This window comes from Actinoplanes sp. NPDC051405 (assembly GCF_055586185.1).
In genome coordinates this window covers 434867-457293 of the sequence record NZ_JBVJIR010000001.1, presented here as the reverse complement: position 1 = coordinate 457293, position 22427 = coordinate 434867, and the positions used below count along the sequence as shown (strand labels likewise).

General features: G+C 67.2%; 16 protein-coding genes and 1 pseudogene. 7 read left to right on the top strand and 10 right to left on the bottom strand.

Features of this window, described 5'->3' with window-relative positions:
* Nucleotides 1-110: 110 nt before the first annotated feature.
* Nucleotides 111-1730, bottom strand: coding sequence for a methyl-accepting chemotaxis protein (locus ACZ6S4_RS02070; protein WP_465473092.1), 1620 nt, complete (start codon nt 1728-1730; stop codon nt 111-113).
* A 1080-nt stretch (nt 1731-2810) separates the two neighbouring features.
* Here ACZ6S4_RS02070 and ACZ6S4_RS02065 point away from each other — a divergent pair.
* The gene (locus tag ACZ6S4_RS02065) at nt 2811-3053 is read left to right on the top strand and encodes a hypothetical protein (RefSeq protein WP_465473091.1); all 243 of its coding nucleotides are present in this window, start codon (nt 2811-2813) and stop codon (nt 3051-3053) included.
* 770 nt (nt 3054-3823) lie between these two features.
* Here ACZ6S4_RS02065 and ACZ6S4_RS02060 read toward each other — a convergent pair.
* From ACZ6S4_RS02060 to ACZ6S4_RS02045, 4 genes and pseudogenes are all read right to left on the bottom strand, one after another.
* Nucleotides 3824-4000: a hypothetical protein gene (locus tag ACZ6S4_RS02060; protein ID WP_465473090.1), complete on the bottom strand. Its 177-nt coding sequence runs from the start codon at nt 3998-4000 to the stop codon at nt 3824-3826.
* Nucleotides 4001-4037: 37 nt separating this feature from the next.
* Nucleotides 4038-4220, bottom strand: a pseudogene (locus ACZ6S4_RS02055) (transposase); the annotation flags it as partial.
* Nucleotides 4221-4288: 68 nt separating this feature from the next.
* Nucleotides 4289-6052: an ATP-binding SpoIIE family protein phosphatase gene (locus ACZ6S4_RS02050; protein ID WP_465473089.1), complete on the bottom strand. Its 1764-nt coding sequence runs from the start codon at nt 6050-6052 to the stop codon at nt 4289-4291.
* Nucleotides 6053-6101: 49 nt separating this feature from the next.
* Nucleotides 6102-6464 carry an STAS domain-containing protein gene (locus tag ACZ6S4_RS02045; protein WP_465473088.1) on the bottom strand — a complete coding sequence of 121 codons (363 nt, stop codon included), beginning with the start codon at nt 6462-6464 and terminating at the stop codon, nt 6102-6104.
* Between the two features lie 385 nt (nt 6465-6849).
* Here ACZ6S4_RS02045 and ACZ6S4_RS02040 point away from each other — a divergent pair, with 385 nt between their 5' ends.
* Nucleotides 6850-7158, top strand: coding sequence for an STAS domain-containing protein (locus ACZ6S4_RS02040; protein WP_465473087.1), 309 nt, complete (start codon nt 6850-6852; stop codon nt 7156-7158).
* Nucleotides 7159-7376: 218 nt separating this feature from the next.
* Here ACZ6S4_RS02040 and ACZ6S4_RS02035 read toward each other — a convergent pair whose 3' ends face one another.
* The 5 genes from ACZ6S4_RS02035 to ACZ6S4_RS02015 form a co-directional block, all read right to left on the bottom strand.
* Complete coding sequence (locus tag ACZ6S4_RS02035) at nt 7377-8615, bottom strand: HDOD domain-containing protein (RefSeq protein ID WP_465473086.1); 1239 nt, start codon at nt 8613-8615, stop codon at nt 7377-7379.
* A 672-nt stretch (nt 8616-9287) separates the two neighbouring features.
* Nucleotides 9288-9878: a hypothetical protein gene (locus tag ACZ6S4_RS02030; RefSeq protein ID WP_465473085.1), complete on the bottom strand. Its 591-nt coding sequence runs from the start codon at nt 9876-9878 to the stop codon at nt 9288-9290.
* 115 nt (nt 9879-9993) lie between these two features.
* Nucleotides 9994-10170, bottom strand: coding sequence for a hypothetical protein (locus tag ACZ6S4_RS02025; protein WP_465473084.1), 177 nt, complete (start codon nt 10168-10170; stop codon nt 9994-9996).
* A gap of 801 nt (nt 10171-10971) precedes the next feature.
* Nucleotides 10972-14439, bottom strand: coding sequence for an FxSxx-COOH system tetratricopeptide repeat protein (fxsT, locus tag ACZ6S4_RS02020; protein WP_465473083.1), 3468 nt, complete (start codon nt 14437-14439; stop codon nt 10972-10974).
* A gap of 89 nt (nt 14440-14528) precedes the next feature.
* On the bottom strand, nt 14529-14987 hold the full coding sequence (locus tag ACZ6S4_RS02015) for a hypothetical protein (RefSeq protein ID WP_465473082.1): 459 nt from the start codon (nt 14985-14987) through the stop codon (nt 14529-14531).
* Nucleotides 14988-15312: 325 nt separating this feature from the next.
* Here ACZ6S4_RS02015 and ACZ6S4_RS02010 point away from each other — a divergent pair, with 325 nt between their 5' ends.
* From ACZ6S4_RS02010 to ACZ6S4_RS01990, 5 genes are all read left to right on the top strand, one after another.
* The gene (locus tag ACZ6S4_RS02010) at nt 15313-15924 is read left to right on the top strand and encodes a hypothetical protein (RefSeq protein WP_465473081.1); all 612 of its coding nucleotides are present in this window, start codon (nt 15313-15315) and stop codon (nt 15922-15924) included.
* Between the two features lie 53 nt (nt 15925-15977).
* Nucleotides 15978-16778 carry a hypothetical protein gene (locus ACZ6S4_RS02005; RefSeq protein ID WP_465473080.1) on the top strand — a complete coding sequence of 267 codons (801 nt, stop codon included), beginning with the start codon at nt 15978-15980 and terminating at the stop codon, nt 16776-16778.
* 1147 nt (nt 16779-17925) lie between these two features.
* Nucleotides 17926-20385, top strand: coding sequence for a tetratricopeptide repeat protein (locus tag ACZ6S4_RS02000; protein ID WP_465473079.1), 2460 nt, complete (start codon nt 17926-17928; stop codon nt 20383-20385).
* Nucleotides 20386-20447: 62 nt separating this feature from the next.
* Nucleotides 20448-20816 (top strand): hypothetical protein, encoded by a 369-nt coding sequence (locus tag ACZ6S4_RS01995; protein ID WP_465473078.1) that lies wholly within the window; start codon nt 20448-20450, stop codon nt 20814-20816.
* An 890-nt stretch (nt 20817-21706) separates the two neighbouring features.
* A complete protein-coding gene (locus ACZ6S4_RS01990; protein ID WP_465473077.1) occupies nt 21707-22117 on the top strand; it encodes a hypothetical protein in 411 nt (136 codons plus the stop codon).
* The last annotated feature ends 310 nt before the right edge of the window (nt 22118-22427 follow it).

Genomic DNA, 22427 nt, shown 5'->3' with positions numbered 1-22427 from the left:
GGGAAGGGCGTCGCATGACCCGATCTTCCAAAGACCAGGTCGACAGCAAACCCGGGCGGCTCACTGTCCTTTCGCTGCGTCGCCATGCCGGCGCCGTGGACCGGCCGAACTTAGAAGCGGAAGCGGCCGACCAGGGCTTGTAGATCCTGTGATACCTCGGCGAGGTCGTCCGCGGCGTCGCGAATCGCGGTCACGCCCATGGTGGTGGTCTCCGCGGTGGTGGCGACGGCGGTGACGTCGGCGCTGATGTCGGTGGAGCCGGTGGCGACGTCGCCGATGTTGCGGCTCATCTCGCTGGTCGTGGCGGTCTGTTCCTCGATGGCCGAGGCGATGGTGGTCTGGACGCCGTTGATGCGGTCGATGACCTGGCTGATCTGCGTAATGGCCTGTACGGCTTCGGCGGTGTCGGTCTGGATGGCAGCGATGCGGGTGTCGATGTCGGCGGTGGCGCGGGCTGTCTCGGACGCCAGGTCCTTGACTTCACCGGCGACGACGGCGAACCCCTTGCCCTGTTCGCCGGCGCGGGCGGCTTCGATGGTGGCGTTGAGGGCGAGCAGATTGGTCTGTTCGGCGATGGCACTGATGACTTTGGCGATGTCGCCGATCTGGCGGCTCGAGTCACCGAGCTTGCCGACGGTGTCGGTGACGGCAGAGGAGATGTTTGCGGCGTCTGCAGCGACCCGGGCGGCCTCGCCGGCGCTGCGGGCGATCTCGCCGATGGAGGCGCCCATCTCCTCGGCGCCGGCGGCGACGGTGTGCACGCTGGCAGAAATCTGTTCGGCCGCGCTACTGGCTGCGACAGCGCGCCGGCTGGTCTCGTCGGCCGAGGCGGCCAGGTTGCCGGAGACCATGGTCAACTGTTGGGACTTGCCGGCGAGGTGGTGTGCGCGTTCGTCGACCGATTTCATCGCTTCGGCGATGCTGGCCACGAATCGGTTGAAAGAGCGGGCGACCGCGGTGAGTTCATCGCCGCCGGACTCGGTCAGCCGCGCCCGCAGGTCTCCGTCGCCGTCGGCGATGTCAGTGAGCCGCAGTTGCAGGGCGCGCAGCGGACTAGAGATGCTGCGGATCACCACCCAAGCGATGAGGACCGACAGCAGCAGGCCCACGACACCAGCGAGAATCATCGTCTGCTTACCGCGTTGCGCCGATGCGGCCGCCGAAACGGCGGTTTGCATGCCCCGGGCACTCACCTTGGCGGCGAGTTCGCTGGTCGCGGTAGCGGCTTCGCTGAAAGCATCGAGCGACTCGCTGGAGGCCAGGTCGTTACCGGCTCGGATCGATGCAGGGGTGCCGGTACGGTAGGCCTGCACGATGCGTTGGTCGATCTGCAGGAACAAGTCGAAGGATTGGCTGGCTTGCTGAAGCAGCGCGCGCTGATCGCCGTCGAGATCGCCGTTGCCGATGGTGGCGTAGCCGGCGCGTAGAGCTGCGGCCGAGTCGAGGAACTGCTTACGCTGCCCTGCGGTGTCTGACAGAGCATCCGCGATTCCGCGGTTGAAGTCGAACGCGTACCCGGTCTGCCAGCCGGCTACGTCGGCGGTGCGGAACTTGGCCTCCATGACCTGCCCGGTGAGTTGCATCGCCTCGCGAGCCTGCTCACTCGCCGCGCGCTGACCCTGAAAGCCCGTCACTGCAACAGCCACCAGGAGCGCCGACACGGCAACACCCAAGCCGGCGAGCACAACGACCCGGGTGGCGATCCGCCAGCGACGCATTGTTTCGATCACGTTTCGGATCTTAACGAGGCCGGAAGTCGGAAAAGCCGGATCGGCACATCAAGTTCCGCATTCTCGTGCGCGCTCGGCTGGGATACTCAGTTCGGTGTACGACCAGCGACCCAGGCAGGACGCGCCTTGTCGCCGGTGCTGCCGTCTCGTTGTCCACGTCGCTTAACGGGTCCGGATCTCGCAGCCGTGAGGGTAAGGGGAAGAACATCGCGGCGGTCAGCAGTATGCCCAGCATTTCAGGGCGGCGGTCGTACCCACGTCGGCGCGAGCTCCGACGGTTGGGCCGCCGGGGCTATGAGCGCCGATGCGGGGTTGTACGGCTTGTTGTTCAATACGGTCTGCACCGCCCGACTGTTCGACGATCTGCCGCCACTGCAGCGCCCAGTAACCAGGCCGTCCGGAACTCCCGTGTAAGTCCGCGCGCATACGCGGACGAGGCTTAATGTGGTCATGCTGGTGCGCGAATTATGGGGGCACCGACAGCGGGGCCGTCGCTCCGCTCGACAAGCGTGATCCTCTGCTAGCGCATTTCGCCGCCGATGATCCTTCGGCGGTGTGCGGGGCGCTCGTCTGCTCCGAGTTCCGGGGGTGGCTATGGTGCGGTGGATACGTTCCGGCGGGGTTGTGGGGCGACTCGCGGTCGGGTTCGGCGCGGTACTGGCGATGATGGTCGGCCTTGGCGTACTGAACCTGGCTCAGCAGCACCGGCTCAACGACAACGCGCAGGCCATGGCTACCCGTGACCTTGCTCCGCTCGCTGCCCTGTGAGGCGGAGCGGCTCGAGGATGCATACGTCCGTTACGGTGTGCTCGTCGAAGCGGTGCCCGATCCATCGGCAAGCAGCGGTTCGCGACGTTGGCCGATGACGCACGGCCGCAGATCGTCCCGGCGTTACAGAAGTTGCAGGGGTCTGCGCCGGCGGAAATGCGCGCTGACATCGCGACGATGATCGCCGATTGGCATGACTCACGAAGCACGCCAGGCTGCCAGTGCTGCTGGTGATCCCAAGGCTGCCGAGTTGGACAAGCAGGCCGGAGCGCAGTCGCGGCTACCGGGCAGATTGTCCAGATCGTCGACCGGATGACCTCCTATCAGACCACCATCGCTTCGGCGGTCGAGGAGCAGGCAGCCACTGCCAGCGAGACGAGCCGCAGCGTCGGGCAAGCAGCTGACGGCAGTCGCGAAATCGCCCAGGCCATCGGCGGCGTGGCCGCCGCGGCAGCCACGACCACCGACGGCATCGCCGAGACAGAGCGCGCCGCCGAGGCGATGGCCGGGCTCAGCCGACAGCTACAGGACCTCGTGGGAGCTTTCCGCTACTGACGCAGACGACTCCCGGACCTCATGCAGAAGCGTCTATGGATGCGAAGGCACGCCCACCCTGTCGACGGCATGGTTGGCGCCGCCTACGGCTGCGCCAACATGGGCTACTACGACGGTGGCCAGAACACAAAGGTGGGACCGACCCCGTTTGCATGGTCCTGACGCGTCACCGGCCGCGCATCGGGTGCTGAGCCGTGATGGCCGATAGGCCGAACCGCGGCCCGGCCGTGCCATGCGCCCGCCGGGCCGCCGGGCCGCCGGTCAAGCTGAAGGCTCAGTGGTTGTGCGAGTCGGTGCGCGCGTCGTTGTCGCTGCTGCGGCTGCCCGCCTTGGCCAGACCGCGGCTGACCATGTAGCCGATGGTGAGTCACGGGCGGCTTTACGGTGCTGGATGGCCATGCCAACGGCGTCGAGGATCAGCTCGGTGCGCAGGTGATCGGCCATGGCCCAGCCCGGCCACCCGGCAGGAGAACGCGTCAAGGAACACGGCGAGGTAGAGGAACCCTTCCCAGGTGCGTAGATACGAGATATCTGCGACCACAACCGGTTCGGTGCCGGCGCGGTGACTGCTGCTTGACCAGATCCGGAGCCGTCGCCGTGGACAACGCGGGCCGGCGTGGCCTACCGCGAAGGCGCCGATCGGCGCCTTCGATGCCGGCCAGGCGCATCAGCCGGGCCACCTTCCTGCGGTTCCAGTGTGACCGCGTTCATGCAGTTCGACTGGTCAGTCGGCGACCGCCATACACGTGGCGGTGCTCGGCCCAGGTCTGTCAGGCGATGTCGGCAAGCGCTTGGTCATGTCGCTGCTGATCAGTGGCACGCTGCCGTCCGGTGCGCAGCCACTCATAGAAAGCGCTGTGTCCGACGCCGAGCAGCCGGCACAGCAGACCGATTGGGTAGGTGGTCTTCTCCGCGGCGATGAACTCATACAGGTGCGTGCGTTTCACCGCTCCGTCTCGCGTGCGAAGAAGACCGCGGCTTTTTTCAGGATCTCCTTTTCCAGCTCCAGCTGAGCGACCTGTCGGCGCAGGCTGACCAGCTCGCGCGCTCGTCACTGCTCAGGTCACCGGGCTGCCCGCCGGCGCGTTCCTGGCGCAGCTTGTCGACCCAGTTCCGCAGCGCCTCGTGATTGACGCCCAGCTCACGGGCCACGTCACGGATACTGCGGCCGGAGTTGAGAGCCGGTCATCACCGATGGAGTTGGTGCAGCTCCGGCAGCCATCGGATGAAGCTGGTCAGGTGGGGCCGGCGTGTTCTTCGCTGTGTGGTGCCGGCGGCACGGCGATTTCGGCCCAGACGATTTTGCCGTCGGGGGTGGGGCGGGTGCCCCATCGGTGAGCGAGGGCTTCGACGAGGACCAGGCCGCGGTGGCCGGGGGCGTCCGGGGCGGGTTCCATGCGCCGGGGTGTGCGGCTGTCGCGGTCGCTGACGTCGATGACGAGCCGGTCGTAGGAGTGGTGCAGGCGTAGTTGCAGCGGGGCCTGGGTGTGTCGCACGGCGTTGCTGATCAGTTCAGTGGCGACGGTGATCGCCTGGTCGCTGGCGCGCTCGAGGCCCCAGGCCGCGAGGGTGTTACGGATGAAGCGGCGCGCTTCCGCGGCGGCTGTGGGGTCGGCGGTCAGGGGTTGGATGGACAGGAGGCTGTGGGGATGGGTGTTGCGCGCGTAGAGCAGCGCGACGTCGTCGTCGTAGTGTCCGCCGGTGAGTTGGTGGATGAGCTTGTCGCAGGCGACGTCGACTTCGACGTCGGGTCGGCCGGCGAGCTCTTGCAGGGCGAGGCCGAGTTCTTCGATGCCGTCGTCGACGGGTCGGTCACGACGTTCGATGAGGCCGTCGGTGTAAAGAGTGAGACCGAAGCCGGGCGGGAAGTCGACCTGACGCTGTTTGAACCGGGTGCCGATGCGTAGTGGCAATCCCAGCCGCTCGGCCAGGAACGTCACTGTGCCGTCGGGGGCGACGATGGCCGGTGGGAGGTGACCTGCGTTGGCGTAGGTGAGGGTGCTGCTCACCGGGTCGTACACCGCGTACACGCAGGTGATGAACTGGTGACCGGGCATGGTGTGGGCCAGGTCGGAGACGTGTCGCAAAACTTCGTCGGGTGGCAGGTCCAAGGCGGCGTAGGCACGTACGGCGGTGCGGATCTGCCCCATGACGGCTGCCGCTGTCACGCCGCGGCCCATGACGTCACCCATGACGAACGCGGTGCGCCGGCCCGGTAGGCCGATGACGTCGAGCCAGTCGCCGCCGACCTCGGAGCCGGTGGCGGCTGGCAGATACTTCGACGCGATCTCGAAGCCCGGCACCGCATCAATCACCGGCAACATGCTGCGCTGCAGTTCGACGGCGGTGTTGCGTTGCAGGGCGAACAGACGCGCGTTGTCCAGAGCGATGGCCGCGTAGCCGGCGATGCCGACGGCGAGTTGTTCGTGGCGGTCGGTGAACAGTGCGGGCTCGGGATGGCCGAAGAAGAACCCGCCGAGCACCTCGCGCGAGGTGGAGGAGATCACCGGCACGGCGAGGTAGCTGCGCAGCGGCAAATGTCCGGCCGGCATGCCGTGGTGCGGGGCGTTGAGCCCGTAGCGGCGGTCCGCGGTGATGTCGTCGGAGCGCACCACCCCTTCGCCGGCGAACGTCGGCCCGAACACCGCCGTCTTGCGCGGCATGGGAAACGCCGAGAATGCCTCACGAGGCACGCCGGACAGCGTGTAAAGGGTGTAGGCCTCACCGTGGTCGTTGACCACGTTGTAGAAGAACGCACCGAACGCTGCACCGGTGGCCTGCGTGGCAGCATCGGTGGCGTCCTGGACCAGCGCGTCCAGGTCCAGCTGCGAGGTCAGCCGCTGTCCGACGCTCTGCAGCCGGTCGACGAGGTCGCGCTCAGCACTGAGCCGGGCGTCGGCTCGGGCCAACGCTGCCGCTTGCGCGTCGACTCTTGCCTGCAGCGTCCGGAGCTGCTCGCGTAGCGCGTCGTCTCGGCCGGCCTCGCCGGAGGTCCTCACTGCGTGGCCTCGACGCGGACCTCGCGTATGCCTGACCGATGGGCGGTGTTCACGCTGATCCGATCTTGTGCAGGGCGGCGTCGACGTCGGCGCACATGATGAAAAGCTCGTCCAGGCTGGTCACTGTCAGCGCGGAGGCGACCTGCCGCTGTGCTCCGGCCAGGAACGTCTGGCCGCCGGCGACGTCGGTGGCCCGCCGCACGGCGATCAGTGCACCCAGAGCGCTGGAGTCGCAGAACCCGACCTTGGTGAGGTCGACGATGACCGACGCGCCGGCGGGCGGCTCACCTTCGATCGTGTGCAAGACCTTCGGTGTGGTGCCGAAGTCGAGTTCTCCGCTGATCTGGACGATCAATGCCTTTGGCAGATGACTCCGATCCACCTGAACATCTATCAACGCATCCTGGTCCACGTGCCTCCTCCCGAACGACTTTCCTCGGCTGTTCATACCCCGGCACGCTCCGCAGTATGTGTGAGCCGACGGTTCCACCGACTCGTGGGCCGGTCAGGGATAGATCTGACTGGCGACCGTACCGGCCTTCGTCGGCCTCACACGGTGCGGTCGTCGAGGTTGTATAGCTGCCAGCCGCCGATATGCGAGACACACACAGCCTCGAGTCAGCAACCATCCGGTCAGCTTGGCCGCAGCCGTCCGCGCCGATACTGGCCTCGCCGTACGCCTTGCTACCGCAAATTTCCACCAGGTCTCGAGCGCTGGTCGCGGCTGTATGATCTTGTCGCGCAGCTCTGCGGATGGAGACCGGTTCCAGCAGTCACATGACTCGACGGGAGCGTCCATGGACATCGATAGCACGGTCGGTGACGGTGGGGTTGCCTATCTCAGCGTTGCCGGCGAGCTCGATATGGTGACGGCGGACGAGTTCGCAGCTACAGTTCGACAGACGCTGGCGCGCGGGGATGCCCGCAAGGTGGTGCTGGACTTCGCCAGCGTTTCTTTCTGCGATTCCTCAGGCATCCGTGCCCTCGACCAGGTTTACGGACAGGCCGCCGAGATGGACGTCGTCTTGCGGATAGCGAATGTGCAGCCAATTGTCCGCCGGGTGTTGGAAATTACCGGAGTTCTTGACGCGCTCACAGAGCCGTAGCCTCCACCGCACGCCGCTCACATCGTCGCCTACCATCATGTCGACGGCACGCCCCTGACCGGGCGTGCGCGCACGGTGATCCCACCGGGGGCGTGCGGACGCGACGGCGGCTTCAAAGGCTGGTGGCTCGATCGCCGACCACTCGGGCGTGCCCGGCCAGGCGAAGCCCGGTGTCGCCGGTGACAACCAGTCAAGTCCACCGGTCCGCGCCATGCGGGTCACGCGGTAGCCGACTGCTCCCGGCGGAGCTCAGTCCGCCATCGGTCGATCCGTCTCCGCAGCGACGCGTCGAGTTGGGTTTCGTCGACAGCCGAGGCCCCGTCGTGGCGGCCGCACAGCGCGCCGGACTCGGCCTCGACGATGGCGTGGGCCAGGGCGGCGCAGGAGGCGACGTCCGATGCGTGGGTCAGGTCGACGGGCCTGGTGTGGTTCGCCACCGCCTCGATCACCAGGTACGGCAGCCCCCATAGGCCCAGCAGGTACGCGCCGATGGCCTCGTGGTCCACCCCGAAGGTCATCGTCTCGATGGGGCTCAGCGCTCCGCCGGACTCGGCCCAGGCGGACTGGTGGCCCTCGAAGGCGTCGGGCCGGCACGACGCCAGCACGAGCTGGCCGACGTCAAGGAGCAGGCCGGCGGCGAACGCGTCGTCGGCCCAGGGCGCGTCACCGGCGAGATGACGGGCGAGCCGGGAGCTCTGCACCGAGCCGACGGTGAGCCGCTGCATCCATTCCGCCGGCACGGGGCCTGTCATCTCGAAGCCGCGAACCAGGTCGTGCATCAACACGAGCGCCCGCACGTTGCGCAGCCCGAGCAGGGCGACCGCCTGACCCACATCGCCGATCCTGCGGCCCGCCGCCATGGAGGACGAGTTCACCACCTGGAGTACCTTGGCCGCGACGGCCGGATCCTGCTCGAGCACCGAGGCCACCGAACGAGCCGATGCGTCCTCGGACTCCAGAGCGGCGAACAGCAGGCGCAGGGTACTCGGCGGGCTGGGCAGCGAGTCGATGCCGGTGATCTCCCGCCGGACATCCTCGTTCGACACTGTTCCGCGCAGCCGGAGCACCCGCTCGATAGCGCTGACGAGTTCGCCTTCCGGGCAGGGCTTGTGGACGAACTGGTGAGCCAGCAGGACAGTCTTGAGCAGGTCGGCTTCGTCGGTGTGGCCGGAGAGGATCAGCCGGGCGGCGCGTGGGTAGCGGTCGCGTACGGCCTGCAGCAGGAGCCGGCCGTCCATGCCGGGCATCCGGAAGTCCGAGACGACGACGTCGCAGGGCGAGGACTCCAAGATCCGCAACGCCTCGTCGCCGCCGCCCGCGAACGACATCTGCCAGCTGTCCCGCTTGCCGCGCAGCATCCGCCGCAGGCCCGCGAGCACGGCCGCGTCATCGTCGACGAACAGGATGTGCGGCTTCTCCGCCACCAAGATCATCATCTCCGCGTGCGCTGCGTGCATCCGGAACCGGACGGTGCAGAGGCAGCCGCCTGGACCCGAACCGCGCTCAGGTTTCCACCTTAAATGCCGATGGCGTCGGAGGGGCACGATTGAGCGAGTGATGGGGGTTTGCAAGCAAGCTCGGGCAGAAGTCGGTCCTCCCGCAGCGCCATCCTGTTCCCCGCCGAAGCAGCCGAGATACCCGGACAGGCGCAGCGCCAACTCAGGCGGGAGGCTGCAAGATCACCGCTGCCCGCCGTCGGCGTGACCGCCCCAAGTAGCAGGCTGCACCGGCTGCGGCTGTCGGGTAGGACCGACCCAAATTGCAGGCAGTCCTCCGAGAAGCTTCGACAGCGGCCTCACCCATTTCCAGTACGCCGTCGGGAGCCGCCCGCCTGCTCGGCGACATCGCCGGTTCGTCGACCGAGCGCAGTTCGCGCCCTGGAACGACACCGCCCCGAACGACGTCTCTTCTGGTGAATCAGCACCGGTGCGGGCGCCTACAGACGTAAAGCATCTCAGTGATCGCGTTGCGAACGGTCTCGTCCGAGGTGTTTGATCGCCCGGCGATGGCGAACAGGGTAGCTACAGCGGTCGCGAAGCCTCCGAACCCGAGGGTTGCCTTGACTACGATGAGGCCGCACCCCTATCGGCTGGCGACGTCACCCGACGATAATGCGAGCCGAGCCCCGTTTACACGCCGGAGGCATCGACACGGATGCCGTCCGCGACCTTGCTGAGGGCGACGCCCACTAGCGCGGTCGCGACCAGGAGCGCGATGGTCATATATGGCTGATCGGTGCGATGCACGGAAAGCTCGGCGTTGCCGAAATGGATTACCTTTCCGCCAGACGGATCCGGGAAGGTCATCCACGCCTTCGAGACATTCACCAGCTGCACCTCGAGGTCCTGGACACGGGCCTTTCTACCCTTCACGACGCAGTGCAGGCTGCCGTCGACGTCGATCCTCAGAACGTCGGCGGCGTTGCGACCCTGGCTGTTTACAGGCACCTTCCCGGCCAGATTCGGGCACTCCTTCTCGATGTCGGCCGCGACGTAGTCGGGTGAGAACCACGCCCAGTCGCCGAGAATCGTCTTGCCTGCATAGGTAGGAGCGAGATTGGTCCGACGGTCGGTAGCGACCCACACTTTCTCCGCATTGAACTGCTGCGGGTACTTGACGATCAGCAATCCACAGATCGCGATGAAGATCAGCGAAAGCGACGTCCATAGGAGCAGACCTCGTTTCGCCGGCCGACTCTCAAACGCATCTTTGCTAGCCACACCTGCGACAGTACGAGAAGTCTGCAACTGACGTCACTCGTTTGAGGGTGCCTATTCGTGAATATGATCAATGAGCCGCCACCGCGTTGCGCTACGTCCAGGAAGATCATTCTGCTCAGCGCGGCCAGCAAAAGATCTGAAGGTGGTCAACCGTGCGCACGCGGAAGATCCGCGAGCGCAACGACCGGGCCATCGCCACGCTCAAACTTGGATAACCCTGGTCAACCTGTGCTGCTGCCCCCGCCGCGCCACCGCAATGGTGCATGCCATCGGCGTCCTGCACCACGTCCACCCCAACCACTACGTAGGATTAAAAGGGCCTCACTGGCAGCTCTTCCGGGGCTCGATGCTGGCTGTCATGCCGCCGACAAGGCGCGCCCGCGCCGCGACGTAGGTGAGGCGTCTGGGTCCGAGGCCGTTGACGGCCGGCTGCAGTGCGATGCACTAGATTCGGTGAGTACGCCGCTCGGGATCTCGATCGCCGATACCAGGGATGATCAGGCTTGGGTCGGATCTCGGCCAGTCACCGCGTGGGGCCGCGGCGACTGGCCGGCTGATCTCGTTGGTACGTTCTGTCGTGGTGGCGGGCGACTGCGGACAGCAATCGAGCGGTCAGGCTACGATCACGTCGAGGTCAATGATTGACATTGATGGGGTATTGGTTTGTGTCGATCCCGACACACACCAAATTCCCATGTCGAGGTCAGCGCCTTGCCGAGTCTCGAACTAAGCCCATGGTTGGAACCCCATGCCTCTGTCGACCGGCGATGCTGTGCGAAGGGTGTGTACCCCGCTGTTGCATCGGCGACGTCGTGGCGGTGTGGGCGGCTTGGCGCGCCAAGTCCGCCGGCTTGCGCTCTCTGGCTTATCGTCGGGCGACGTAAGACCGCTTCGTTCTTAGATCGGCGCGCTGCCCGACGAGTGCGTCAAGGACAGCCGAGGTGATGTGCACCGTGGGACTCGCTCGCGGAGCGCGCGGCAGGTGTCCGGTGGCTGCTGGCGAAGCGAAAGCCGCGGTGTCGGCCGTCGCGGTGTGGAAACCCGGGCATTAGTTGACGGTCAGCGGCGGCACGACGGACTCAGTCTTCTGCCCCTACGGAATTTCTTGCTCGCCTGCCGACAGGGCTGACGCTTTCTGTCGCCAGTGGTCGAGGTTGTCGCGGCTGGCGAGCGTATTGGGATGGTCTGGCCCGAGGACCCTCGTGTGGTCAGCGAGCACCTTCTCGTAGGCGGTGACGGCGCGAACCGGATCGCCGCTTCGTCCCCACCAGTCAGCGAGGTTGTGCCGGGTGATGAGCGTGTTCGGGTGATCTGGGCCCAGCACCCGGATCTGGTCGGTGACTAACTGCTGCAAGGCGTCGGCGGCACCTGCCGAGTCACCGGCCTCGCCGCGCCAGTGGGCGAGGTTTCCTCTGGCGATGAGGTGGTCGAGGTGGTCTGGGTCAAGAATGTGCGCTTGGTCGGCGAGGAGTTGTTCGAGTATGGCGGCGGCGCCACTTGGGTCGCCGGCTTTGCCCTGCCAGAGGGCGAGGTTTGCACGGGTGCTGAGGGTGTCTGGATGTCGGGGGCCGAGGATTCGTGCCTGATCCGTGAGCAGTTCTGCGAGCTCGGCCGCAGCGCCGCTTGGATCCCCGGCTCTTCCGCGCCAAGCCGCCAGGTTGCTGCGAGCGTTGATGGTGGTGGGATGGTCGGGGCCGAGCACGCGGACCTGGTCGATGAGTAATTCTTCGAGGTCGGTGACAGCACCGGTTGGATCGCCGGCCTCCGCCCGCCAATTTGCGAGGTTGTGGCGGGTTTGGAGAGTGTCTGGATGATATTGGCCGATGAGCCATAGCCGGTCGGTGAGGACCCGTTCGTAGTCGATCACCGCGCCGGCGGGATCTCCTGCTCGTCCGCGCCAGTGAGCCAGGTTGTGCCGGGTTGTGAGCGTGTCCGGGTGGTCGGGGCCGAGGAGTCGGCGCTGATCGGCGAGGAGCTGCTGGGCGGTGGCGATGGCGCCGACGAAGTCATCGGTTGCCGCTCGCATATGGGCGAGGTCGTTGCGGATGGCAAGGGTGTCGAAGTGGTCTGGGTCAGTGCCCGAGTTGACGTGGGTGAGTACCTGCTCGTAGGTGTCGGTCGCACCGGCCGGATCGCCAGCTTCGAGACGCCAGTGCGCGAGCGTACGACCGAGCGTAAGAACGTCAGGAAACGTTTGATCAGGCAGCCGCAGCCGTTCAGCGAAGAGCACTTCGAGCGCTGCTACAGTGCCAGCCACGTCGCGTGCTTCAGCCCGGCACATGGCGAGATTGTTCCGGGTGGTGAAGGTGTCGGGATGATCGGGTCCTAGACTTCCCAACTGCTGGCTGAGCACCTGTTCATAGACAGTGGCCGCACCGATGGGGTCATCAGCCTTTCTTAAGACGTGAGCCAGGTTCTGGCGGACGGTGAGTGTGTCGCGATGATCGGGGCCGACGACTCGCAACATGTCGCTGAGCAGTTCGGTACCGACTACGGCCGCCTCGTTGATTTCACCCGCCTTCTCCAGCGCTGAAAGCAGATCGTTGCGTATCTTGAGGGTGTCGGCATGGTCCGAGCCGAGTGCCTGCTGGTGGGTGGCGAGCAGTTCTTCGTAGAGGCGGGCCACTTCAGCCGGTGTCTCGGTCATGGCCCGAAAGCTGGCGAGCGTTCGGCTGACCTCGAGCGTTTCGATATGGTTAGGCCCCAGAATTCGTCGGTACTCGTCGAGCAGCTCATTGAGGGCTGCGATTGCTCCGGCGACGTCCCCGGTCTCGCCACACAAGGCAGCGAGGTTGGCCCGGGTGGTAAGAGCAAGGCGATGATCCGAGCCCAGCACTCGGACCTGCTCGATGCTCAGTTGTTTGTATGTCGCGATGGCACCGACCAGGTCTCCGGTCTTGGCCTGCCAATACGCCAGATTCGCTCGGGTGGTCAATGTGCCGGGGTCGTCCGGACCGAGATCTCGCAGTTCATCGGTAAGTACCTGTTCGTAGGCGGCCACGGCGGCGGCCGGGTCGCCGGACATCCCCGCCCACCCAGCAAGGTTGCTTCGAGTCGCCAGGATGGCTCGGTCGTCGCGGCCGAGCACAGGCGTAAAGACACTGAGGAGTTCCTCAGTGACCGCCGCGGCTCCTGCCGGGTCTCCGGCCTCTGCCTGCCATCGCGCGACGTTGCAACCAAGGATGAAGACACCGCGGTGGTGAGGGTCGAGATGCGGAACGGTTTCCGAGTGGAGGACCTGGTAGAAGTCGAAGGCAGCTGCGGCCAGACCGATTCCGCCGAGACTTTCAGCGGTGCGCAACAGTACGGGGTGGCAGCCATCGGGGGTTACGAGGTGTGATGCGGCGTGGTGGTGCAGGATGGTGGTATTCGCACGCAGCGGTTGTGCGGTGCGAGCGTCGCGTTCGAGAGCGGGCCACAATTCTTCGAGCGCGTCGGCGGCGGCGACGGCTAGGCCGCGTTGGTCTCGAGTAGAAGTGTGCTCCCGTACGACGCGCTGCAACAGCGTGTGCGACCGGACCGAAATGTCGACGTCTACATCCACATCGTCCGTCGGCACGGTGTCTACTACTGATGTGGTGATGAGGCCCAGATGGTGCAGCATCCGCAGCGCGTCGTGATTGTCCTCCGCGATGGTCGGCTGCCCAGTGCGGGTGGTGCAGTAGTCCGCGACGGCCGCGGTGGTGAACAGCCGGGACGGGATGCCGTTCGGATCGAGCAATGCGACGAGTTGCAACAGAATCTCGGCGATGCCGGCGGTGGCGGCGTTCGCCAGGATTATGGACAGCCCCCACGTATCGGCGACGGCGACTTGCTGATCGTCGGGCAAAGTCGAGGGTTGCAGGTTGTTCAGGCGGCGCCGTTGCAGTCGCCGTCGGTAGCCGGCACAGGTCAGATCCTGGTCGAGAATGTAAGCGGCAGCTTGAGCCAGCGCGAGCGGCAGCCGGCCCAGATCATCGGCGAGTTCTGCGGCTTGGTCGAGTCGGTGATCGTGCTGACCGAGTTTGCCTTGTAAGTAGTCGGCAGCTTCGGCGGAGGTGAAGGGGTCGATGGAGATCAGGGTCCGACCCGCGAGCAGCGCGGAGTCGCGGCGGCGGGTGGTGACGATCGTGCGGCCGCTGGTTGTGGTGGGTGGCCATAACTGTTGTAAATCGGCAGGGTTGGTGAGGTCGTCGAACACGATGAGCCACCGTCGGCGGGTGCTGGCGAGCCAGGCCAGCAGCCGGTGTGCGCCTTCGAACGGATCTGCGTGCTCCACGCCGGTGACTTCGGCGGCAGCCTGTACGTACCGGGCGAGCACTGTCGATCGCGACGTTGCGGTCACCCATATCAGTAGATCGATCCGCTGCTCGTTCCACCATCGATGCGCCAGACTCGCTGCCGCTTGTGTCTTGCCGGTGCCGCTGAGACCGATCAGCAGGCAGGTCCCGCTTTCGCCAGGCGTTGCCGCCGTAGCCTGCACGACCGAATCCACCGGCCGATCCAGCCGACCGACGGCGAGGGGTGGCAGCACCCCGACCTGCAGGGGCCATGACACCGCAGCTCGGCCCGTGATGGTCACCGGGCCATTGAAGATCCCGGCGGCGCCGTAGACATCGCGTGTGCTGACAGTGGCCTGGTCGAAGGTATCGCCGGGAGAGGCTGACCGGTTTACACCCCCGGCGGCGAAGGGCGGTGCGGGACATCCCCGTACGAGATGTGCACCGGCCCGTTCATCGTCCCCGCCGTGGCGCCGTAGTTGGTATCGACGTGCACCGTGCGGTCGCCGACCTGGGCACCGGCCGTATCAGAGACGGTGATGGTGTACTTTCCTGCGGCCGCTCCGACCGGATCCGCAGCTGAGAGGACTGCCTGCGCAAATGCAAGAACCTCACCATCGCGGTCCACTCCAGCGTCGATCAGGGTGTTGCCGACCTCGGTCTGCCACGCACCCGTCTCGCCTTCAACTGCATCGAGCACCGAGGGCGACACGCCCCGACGGCTTAGCACACGGCTCAGAAGGCTGCGAAGACCGCCATATGCGTCCACCACCGCTGATTGCGCGGCAGCGGTCGTGCCAGCAGCGGCACCAGTCATCAACGCTGTCAGGATGAGTGCAACCTCAGACAAAAGATCACCTTCCGTCGACCGTTCTTACCAATTGTGTCACTACCGAACCGCGAGATGGCAAGGCACCACGCACCGTTCGGCTGGGTTGGCTGGCGTTTTCCGCCGCGTTTGCGCAGAGAGGCCACAGCCGGCGGGAGGCGCGGCCTCGTCCCGGCCCGATCGGGGTACGTCGACGCGGGGTGGCCGAGCGGAACCTCGCGCAGGCGGCGGTGAACCTGTCGCTCACTGAGGACCTGATGGCCGACTGCGCCGCGCGGAAAACCTGTTCTTCTACGACTGCTGCGCCGTCTCGCCGGATATCGTCCCGGGACACCAGACCGGGGCGATGACGGTTGCCGACTTTCCCGCGGACGTGGCGCGCGGTAGGCGAGTGGACCTGATCTGCGTTAACGCCGCACGCGTCGGCAAGGAGGCGTACGCCATCGACGTGGACGGGACGCTGTTGTCCCGCGGCCTTCTCGGTGACTTCCGTGACCGGACCGGCGACGACGCTCTGCTGCGGACGGCCGGCGAACTTGTCCCGTCCGTCGGCTTCGGGATCACGCCGGCCCGGCTCTTGCAGAAGCTGCCGTCCTGCCTGGAGCGCATCGCACGCCGCCGTCATGTGCCTGGCGGCTACGAGCCGACGCTGACTGCCGGCTCTGAGTCCCTCCCCATCACGGGGAAGTTCGGTCCCGACGTCATCACCGTGCCCAAGCCGACGCCCACGTTCGGGGTCGTCCTCCGCGGGCTGCACGACGGCCGAACGCCGCCCGTCTCAGTCGAACTTCTCCACCTCGACGGCTCGGCCACCTTGCTCACCGCGGACGCCGCGGATGTGGAGGTTCACTCCGTTCCTCCCGGCGACTACACCCTTCAGGTGAGCGGCAGCGCCGAGGCACCGAGGTTTCAGAAACTTCAGGTGATCGAGCCTGTCGACCGAGTGGTGCCCCGATGAGCGGTCCGTCCGACGAGATACCGGTGCGATTCCGGTGGCCGGACAGGGATTCGGTGCTCGCCCGGGCGCTGCCGGTGCTCGTCCGCGTCGGTGACACCGAGCGGGTCCTCGTGCCCTGGGAGAGTGCACTTCTGCCGCCCGGCCAAATCACCGCTATCGCCGAGGTCCCGGGGGCGGCGCCGCTTGTCGCTGATGTCGAGCGCGACCGCGGCGGCTTCCTCGTGCTGCCGTTCTCGACCGAGGAGGTGCTCGATGCCAGTGTGTCGGGGGCGTTCGGCGTGCTCGGAAGCGTCGCTTTCGGGCTCGACGTCTGGCCTCTCGAGCCGCCCATCCCGGCTGTCGCATCTGAGCTGACCGTCGCTTTCCGGCCCGCCGGGCTTCGTGTCGCGCCCGCGCCGGACCAGGCCTTGTCGTCCGTTGCGGCCCGCCTGGTCGTGGCGGGGCGGACCACCCCGACGCGGGTCGTAGCCGTACCGGGCCTGGGCCCTGGTGAGGCGGCCGTCGTGGAATTCGCGGCTGCGCGTCCGTTCGGTCGGCGTCCGGCTCTCGTGCCGGCCGACCTGCGCAGCCGGATGTTGCTCACGTACCTCGGCGGCGGCCACTACCGGATCGCTCGGCCGATGGCCGCCAGGCTCGCGACCGAGCTCGCCGAGGAACGCGCCGTCGCCTGGTCGGAACCGTCGCTCGCCCAGCTGCTCGTCGGCTACGCGCTGGCCGCGGGCGGAGATACGACGGGACTCGCCGCCTGGTGCTGTCGCACGAGGGCCGCCCGGTTGCTCGGCGCGGACGGCATCATCCTTGCCGCGACCGCCTCGTGGCGAAGGGGACGCCCAGCGAGGCGGCCCAGTTGCTAGCACGGGCTGAACGGGCCGGGCCACCGGTGATGTCCCTCGGGCTGGAACGGGCGGTTCGCCTTGCCTTCCATCTGCTTGCCCGCGGGCACGAGCCGGAGGCGCTGGACCGGCTGATTACCGCCTACAGCGTGGTCTCATCGACTAGCGACCCGCTTGCTAACACCGTCACCACCCCGGCATCCGTACGCCGGCCCGTCAGCCTGGAGGGCCGCGAACGGCTGACGCGGGCTCGGTGGGCGCTGGCCTACCGGGCCGCCCGGGCCAGGCTGCCACACACAGTTCGGTCCACGGCGGAGGCGGCGCGCCTGGTTCTGATCCGATCTCACGGCCGCCAGATCCGGAGCGGAGGAGTCAACATGAGCTTTCGCCCTTTCCAGTCGTTGATAGCCGTTATTCTCCTTATCTGCACCACGGTCGCAGCGGCGGTTCTCATGGTCGAGAATTCGCCTCCCGACCAATGGGCCGGTCTCGTTCTGCCATTCACCCTTCTCGGGGCGGCCCTCTTCACCTTCCTAGGCGTTGCGATCACTACGGCCACCGGCGAAGAGCGGCGCGGTTGGGAACGCGAACTGCAGAGGCGGGTCGAATGGAGCGAGGAACGCGCACGGTCCGTCGAGGAGGAGGCCATGAAGGGTCGGGCCCTGGCCGCCGCTTTGCAGTCGGAGGCCGACTCGGAGGCTGGCCCCCGATGTCCTCCGGCACGCGCGATTCAGCCGAACCTTGTTCGGCGACCTCATCGGCACGGATCCAGAAGCTAGCTAGCCGGTCAGGCCCTTGGGGCGCTCATCGTCGTTTTGGCGATCGACGTGCTACAACGGCTTGACGCGTACGCCTCATTCTGCGGAGCCACGCACTCTGTCGCTCTGTCGGGGGAGCGCGGGGTAGGTGCAGGCGGCTAGGCTATGAGCAGTTCGAGGTCGATGATCTGCCCTAATGGGGTATTGGTTTGTGTCGATCCTCGGACACGAACTATCCCCATATGAGTCCGCGTCAGGCTGAGCCTGTACGCGGACTTTTTGTTGTTCTGGGTGGTAGGTGAGTTTGAGCCCGAGTTGTCTGATCGGCGACCCGTCGCCGATGGTGAGGTCGCTAGCCTTACGACTGACATCGAACTCGGCTGATGGGGTGAACGGTGTCGGGGGATCCGGTGGCCACGCAGGCAGAGGCGTTTGCGACGCTGCCCGATCCTGCGCAGGCCGGTAGCCTCGCCGATCTCGTCGAGCAGCTGCGCCGGTTGAAGGTCTGGGCCGGTAATCCCTCCTACGAGACGATCAAGGACCGAGTCAACGCCGCCTGGACCGCGGCGGGCCGGCCGACCGGTGAGCTGGCGTGCAAGTCCACCGTCGCGTATTGCTTCCGGCCCGACCGACGGCGGCTGGACACCGACCTGGTGCTCGCGGTGGTCCATACGCTGCACCCCGACACCGGATACGTGACTCTATGGCGTCAGGCGTTGCGGGTGATCGGCGGGGAGATCGAGGCGGTGTCGCAGGTCCGGGTGCAGGACGGCCTGCCGCAGGATCTGGTCGGGTTCACCGGCCGCAGCCTCGAACTGGACCAGCTCCGCCACGCCGCCCGCCAGGCCGCGCGGGCCGGGAATGCGGTGGTGATCTCCGCGATCGAGGGGATGGCCGGGGTCGGCAAGACGCAACTCGCCGTGCACGCCGGACACCTGCTCCATCAGGAGCGGCCGTTTGAGCGGGTGTTGTTCGTCAACCTGCGCGGCTTCGATCCCGACCCGGCGCAGCCGCCCGCCGACCCGGCCGCGGTCCTGGACGGGTTCCTGCGCCTGCTCGGGATGCCCGGCCAGCAGGTCCCCCACACCCTCGACGCGCGGGCTGCCGCCTACCGCGATCGCCTGGCTGGCACCCGCGCTCTGGTGATACTGGACAACGCCGCGACCATTGACCAGGTCCGCCCGCTGCTACCGGCCGTACCGGGCTGCTTCACGGTAGTGACCAGCCGGCGCCGCCTAGCCGACCTGCACCCCGCGACCCACCTGTCCGTGGACGCTTTCACCCCCGACGAGGCCCTGGCGTTCCTCTCCCGAGCCGCCCCCGACGTTCCCGTCGGCGCAGATCCGTACGCTGCCGCCCGCATCGCCCGGTGCTGTGGCTACCTGCCCTTGGCCCTGAGCCTGATTATCGGGCACATCCGCAGCACCTCGGGCTGGACGCTGACCGACCACGCCGACCGGCTCGACGAACGCCACCACCAGCGGCGCCTGGACACCGGCATCGAACTCGCCCTCCACCTGTCCTACCAGCACCTACCCGCCGACCAGCGGCGACTGTTGCGGCTGCTCGCCCTGCACCCCGGCCAGGACTTCGACGCGTACGCCGCCGCAGCCCTGGGCGACACCAACCTGGACACCGCACGGGCTCGCCTGCACCACTTGCGCGATGACCACCTGCTCGAGCAGGCCGCATCCGGCCGGTACGCCTTCCACGACCTCGCCCGTGCCTATGCCACCAACCGAGCCATCGACGAGGAACCCCCGCGCGCCCGCCGCGACGCGCTGACCCGGTTGTTCGATCTGTATCTCGCCGCGTCCGCCGCCGCGATGAACACCCTGTACCCCGCCGAAGCCACGATCCGGCCCCGAATTCTGCCGGCCGGCACGCCCGTCCCCGACCTCACCATCCCCGGCAGGGCGCGCTGGTGGCTGGACACCGAACGGTCCACCCTGATCGCGGTCGCCGTCCACGCCGCCACGCACGGCCGGCCGGCCCACACCGTCCTGTTGTCGCGTCTGCTGCAACGCCATCTGGCAACCGGTAGCCACAACGCCGACGCCCTGACGCTGCACGACCACGGCTACCACGCGGCCGTCCGGCTCGGCGACGTGACCGGGCAGGCCACCGCCCTGCTCGACATCGGCTTCACTTACGGGCGGCTCGGTGACCACGGGCGCGCCGCCGCATCCCTGCAGCGGGCCGCGTACCTGTTCCGGAGGGCGGGCAGCCCGACCGGGCGACGCCGCGCACCGGACGGGCCCGGCGACCCGACCGACCGTAGCGCGCAGGCCCTGACCCTGTTCCAGGAGAAGGACGACCGGCTCGGCGAAGCCTACGCACGGGAAGGTCTCGGCCTGGTCCACCTGGAGCTGGGCCGGACCGGGTCCGCCGCCGGACACCTCCGGCGGGCGCTGACCCTGTTCCGGCAGATCGGTGATCCAGCCGGCGAGACGTGGACGCTGGAAGGACTCGGCCTCCTGCACGCCCGCCTCGGCAACGACAGGCGGGCCACCGGGCATCAGGAGCAGGCCCTGGCCGTCTGCCGGGCGACCGGCGACCGGATCGGCGAAGCCCGGGTACTCAACAGCCTCGGCGAGACCGCCCGGACCTTCGGCCGCCCCGCCGACGCCCTGAACCACCACACCGCTGCCCACACCGTCGCCGCCGACACCGGCGATCGTTCGCAACAGGCCCGCGCCCTCACCGGCATCGGCCACGCCCACCGCGCACTCGGCAACCCGATCCTCGCCCGCGAGCACTACCACCAGGCCTTGGCCCTCTACACCGACCTCGGCCGGCCCGAGGCCTACCAGATCCGCGCCCACCTCACCACTGTGGACCTCACCGCAACCGGCTCCGAACGGTATTAGCGATGTTGCCGATTGCCTTCAGGAAAGGTCCCTTCTGCGAATGGAATCGGTAGGGTGTCGTCATGACCGCCCAGGTGGGGGACATCGAGCCCGGGCCGGATCGGCGCAGCTTGCCTTCACGAAAGGTTGTGCCGCTGCCGATCGGGGGCCTGACCGCCCCGGACGCGATCGAGGCGTGGGCCGGCCGCTACCTCGACGCCGCCGTCCGCGGCGTGCGCTCGGCCGAGGTCGCCGACAAGATCGCCCTGCACCTGGCGAGGTTCCGCGACTACTTCCACGCCGCCCACGGCCACGACCGGCTCTCCGCTGTCGTCCACCGCGAGGTCGTCGCCTGGCGCGACCATCTCGCCGACCGGGACGTCGGCGGGGTCGGCCTGGCGCCGGCGACGGTCAACACGCATCTCGCCTCGCTGTCCGGGTTCACCACCTAGGTGTGCGCCCACGACCCGGCCGGTCTGCCGCACGGCAACCCGTGTTCCAAGGTCGGCGACCTGCCGCTGCCCGCGCTTGAGCCCTGCGCGCTGACTCCCGGACAGGTCCGCACCTTGAGGACCTGCTCGACCGGCTGCCCCGTTTCCACCAGCACAAGGGCGGAACCACCGACACATCCACACGGCCCACACCTGCACCGACAACCTCACCGACCCGCCGCAGCGCCTTGATCAACCCGGTCACCGTCTGCTCGGCCGGCCGGCGCCGCAGGACCTCCAGCGCGGACTTGTTCGTCTTCGGGTCCACGTCCAGCAGCCGGTCACCAGAACCGCCAGCAGGGCCGCCGCAGCCGGGATGACCTGCACGAACAGGATCCAGCGGGTGACCGTGAAGGCGCCATGAATTCCTGCGACAATCAAGCATGGCAGGGGAACTGGTCGATCAGGCGTACAACCGGGGTCGGTACCGCCATCCCGTAATGCCCTGCGCATTCCGGACTGGACCTCGGCCCCGATGACGGGGAACGGTGGCGGCGATAGGCGCGCGAGGACTGGTGTGCGACCGCACCGTTGGGTGACGCGGCCTGGCGACTTATGGCTCGTTGTTTATGTCCGAGTGGATCATCGGTCGCAAGAGTGAGGGGTTCCCGTGGCGCGTCGCAAGCCGTACCGGGATCATCCCGTGCTTGTCATCGTGGTAGAAACTTCCGCGTGGGCCGCGGCCGCGTTGGAGAAATACGTCGGGCGCAGGGTTGCCGATCGTGCGTTCGATCGATCTCGGCGGTGTCGCGTGTAGTTTCGAGCGATGGGGACGCAGCCGCTTCGTGCGGCTGTCGGCCGGTCCGCGGCACTGAAGCGTGGACCGCGCAGCGGGGCGGACTAGACCACCGTTGAGCGCACCCGGCGTTGCCCCATGGAACCCGCCGGGCGTCCCCGTCCCAGGCGATCCGGTCCGCTGGGTCCACCACGCGGCCGACGCCGAATCCCGGCTGATCACCTGGGGGGACTCCAGCGGGGACCATCTCTGCTGGGATGCCTCCGATGGGGATCCGGAGAAGTGGCCGGTTCTGCTCTACAGCCGGGGCGACGACATGTGGTGGCGCCACGACGTCGGGATGGTCGGCTTCCTGGTCCGGATCCTGCGGGGCGACTTCCCGCACAATCCGCTCGGCGACGTCTGCCTGTTCGGCATCCAGGAGGCGACGTACCTGACCCGGAGCGAGTACATGCGCCGGCTCCGGGAGGGCACCGATCCGTGGACCGGCGAGCCCGACGAGTTCGCCGGAATGTTCGACTACTGACCGAGGTCAGGTCGTGAGCACCTCCTGCCCGGGCCCGGATCGGCCCTGGTCGAGAGGTGCTCACGCGTTCCACGGCATGTTCGCGTTCGCAAAGCCGATTGCCGCACGTTCCAATACGGTGCTTCCGTGTGTCGACGACTCTGGCGCTGCCTTTCCCGTCGAGCTCCCCACTACGGCAATCGGTCCGTGACCCATGATCTTCGGTAGCGGCCAGTGAGTACAGATATGGGTTCGTAACCTTCCCAGGTGTGGATCGTTTACCGACACTCGCTACGACGGCTGTGCCGGTCTCGTTAACCCAATTGGGTGA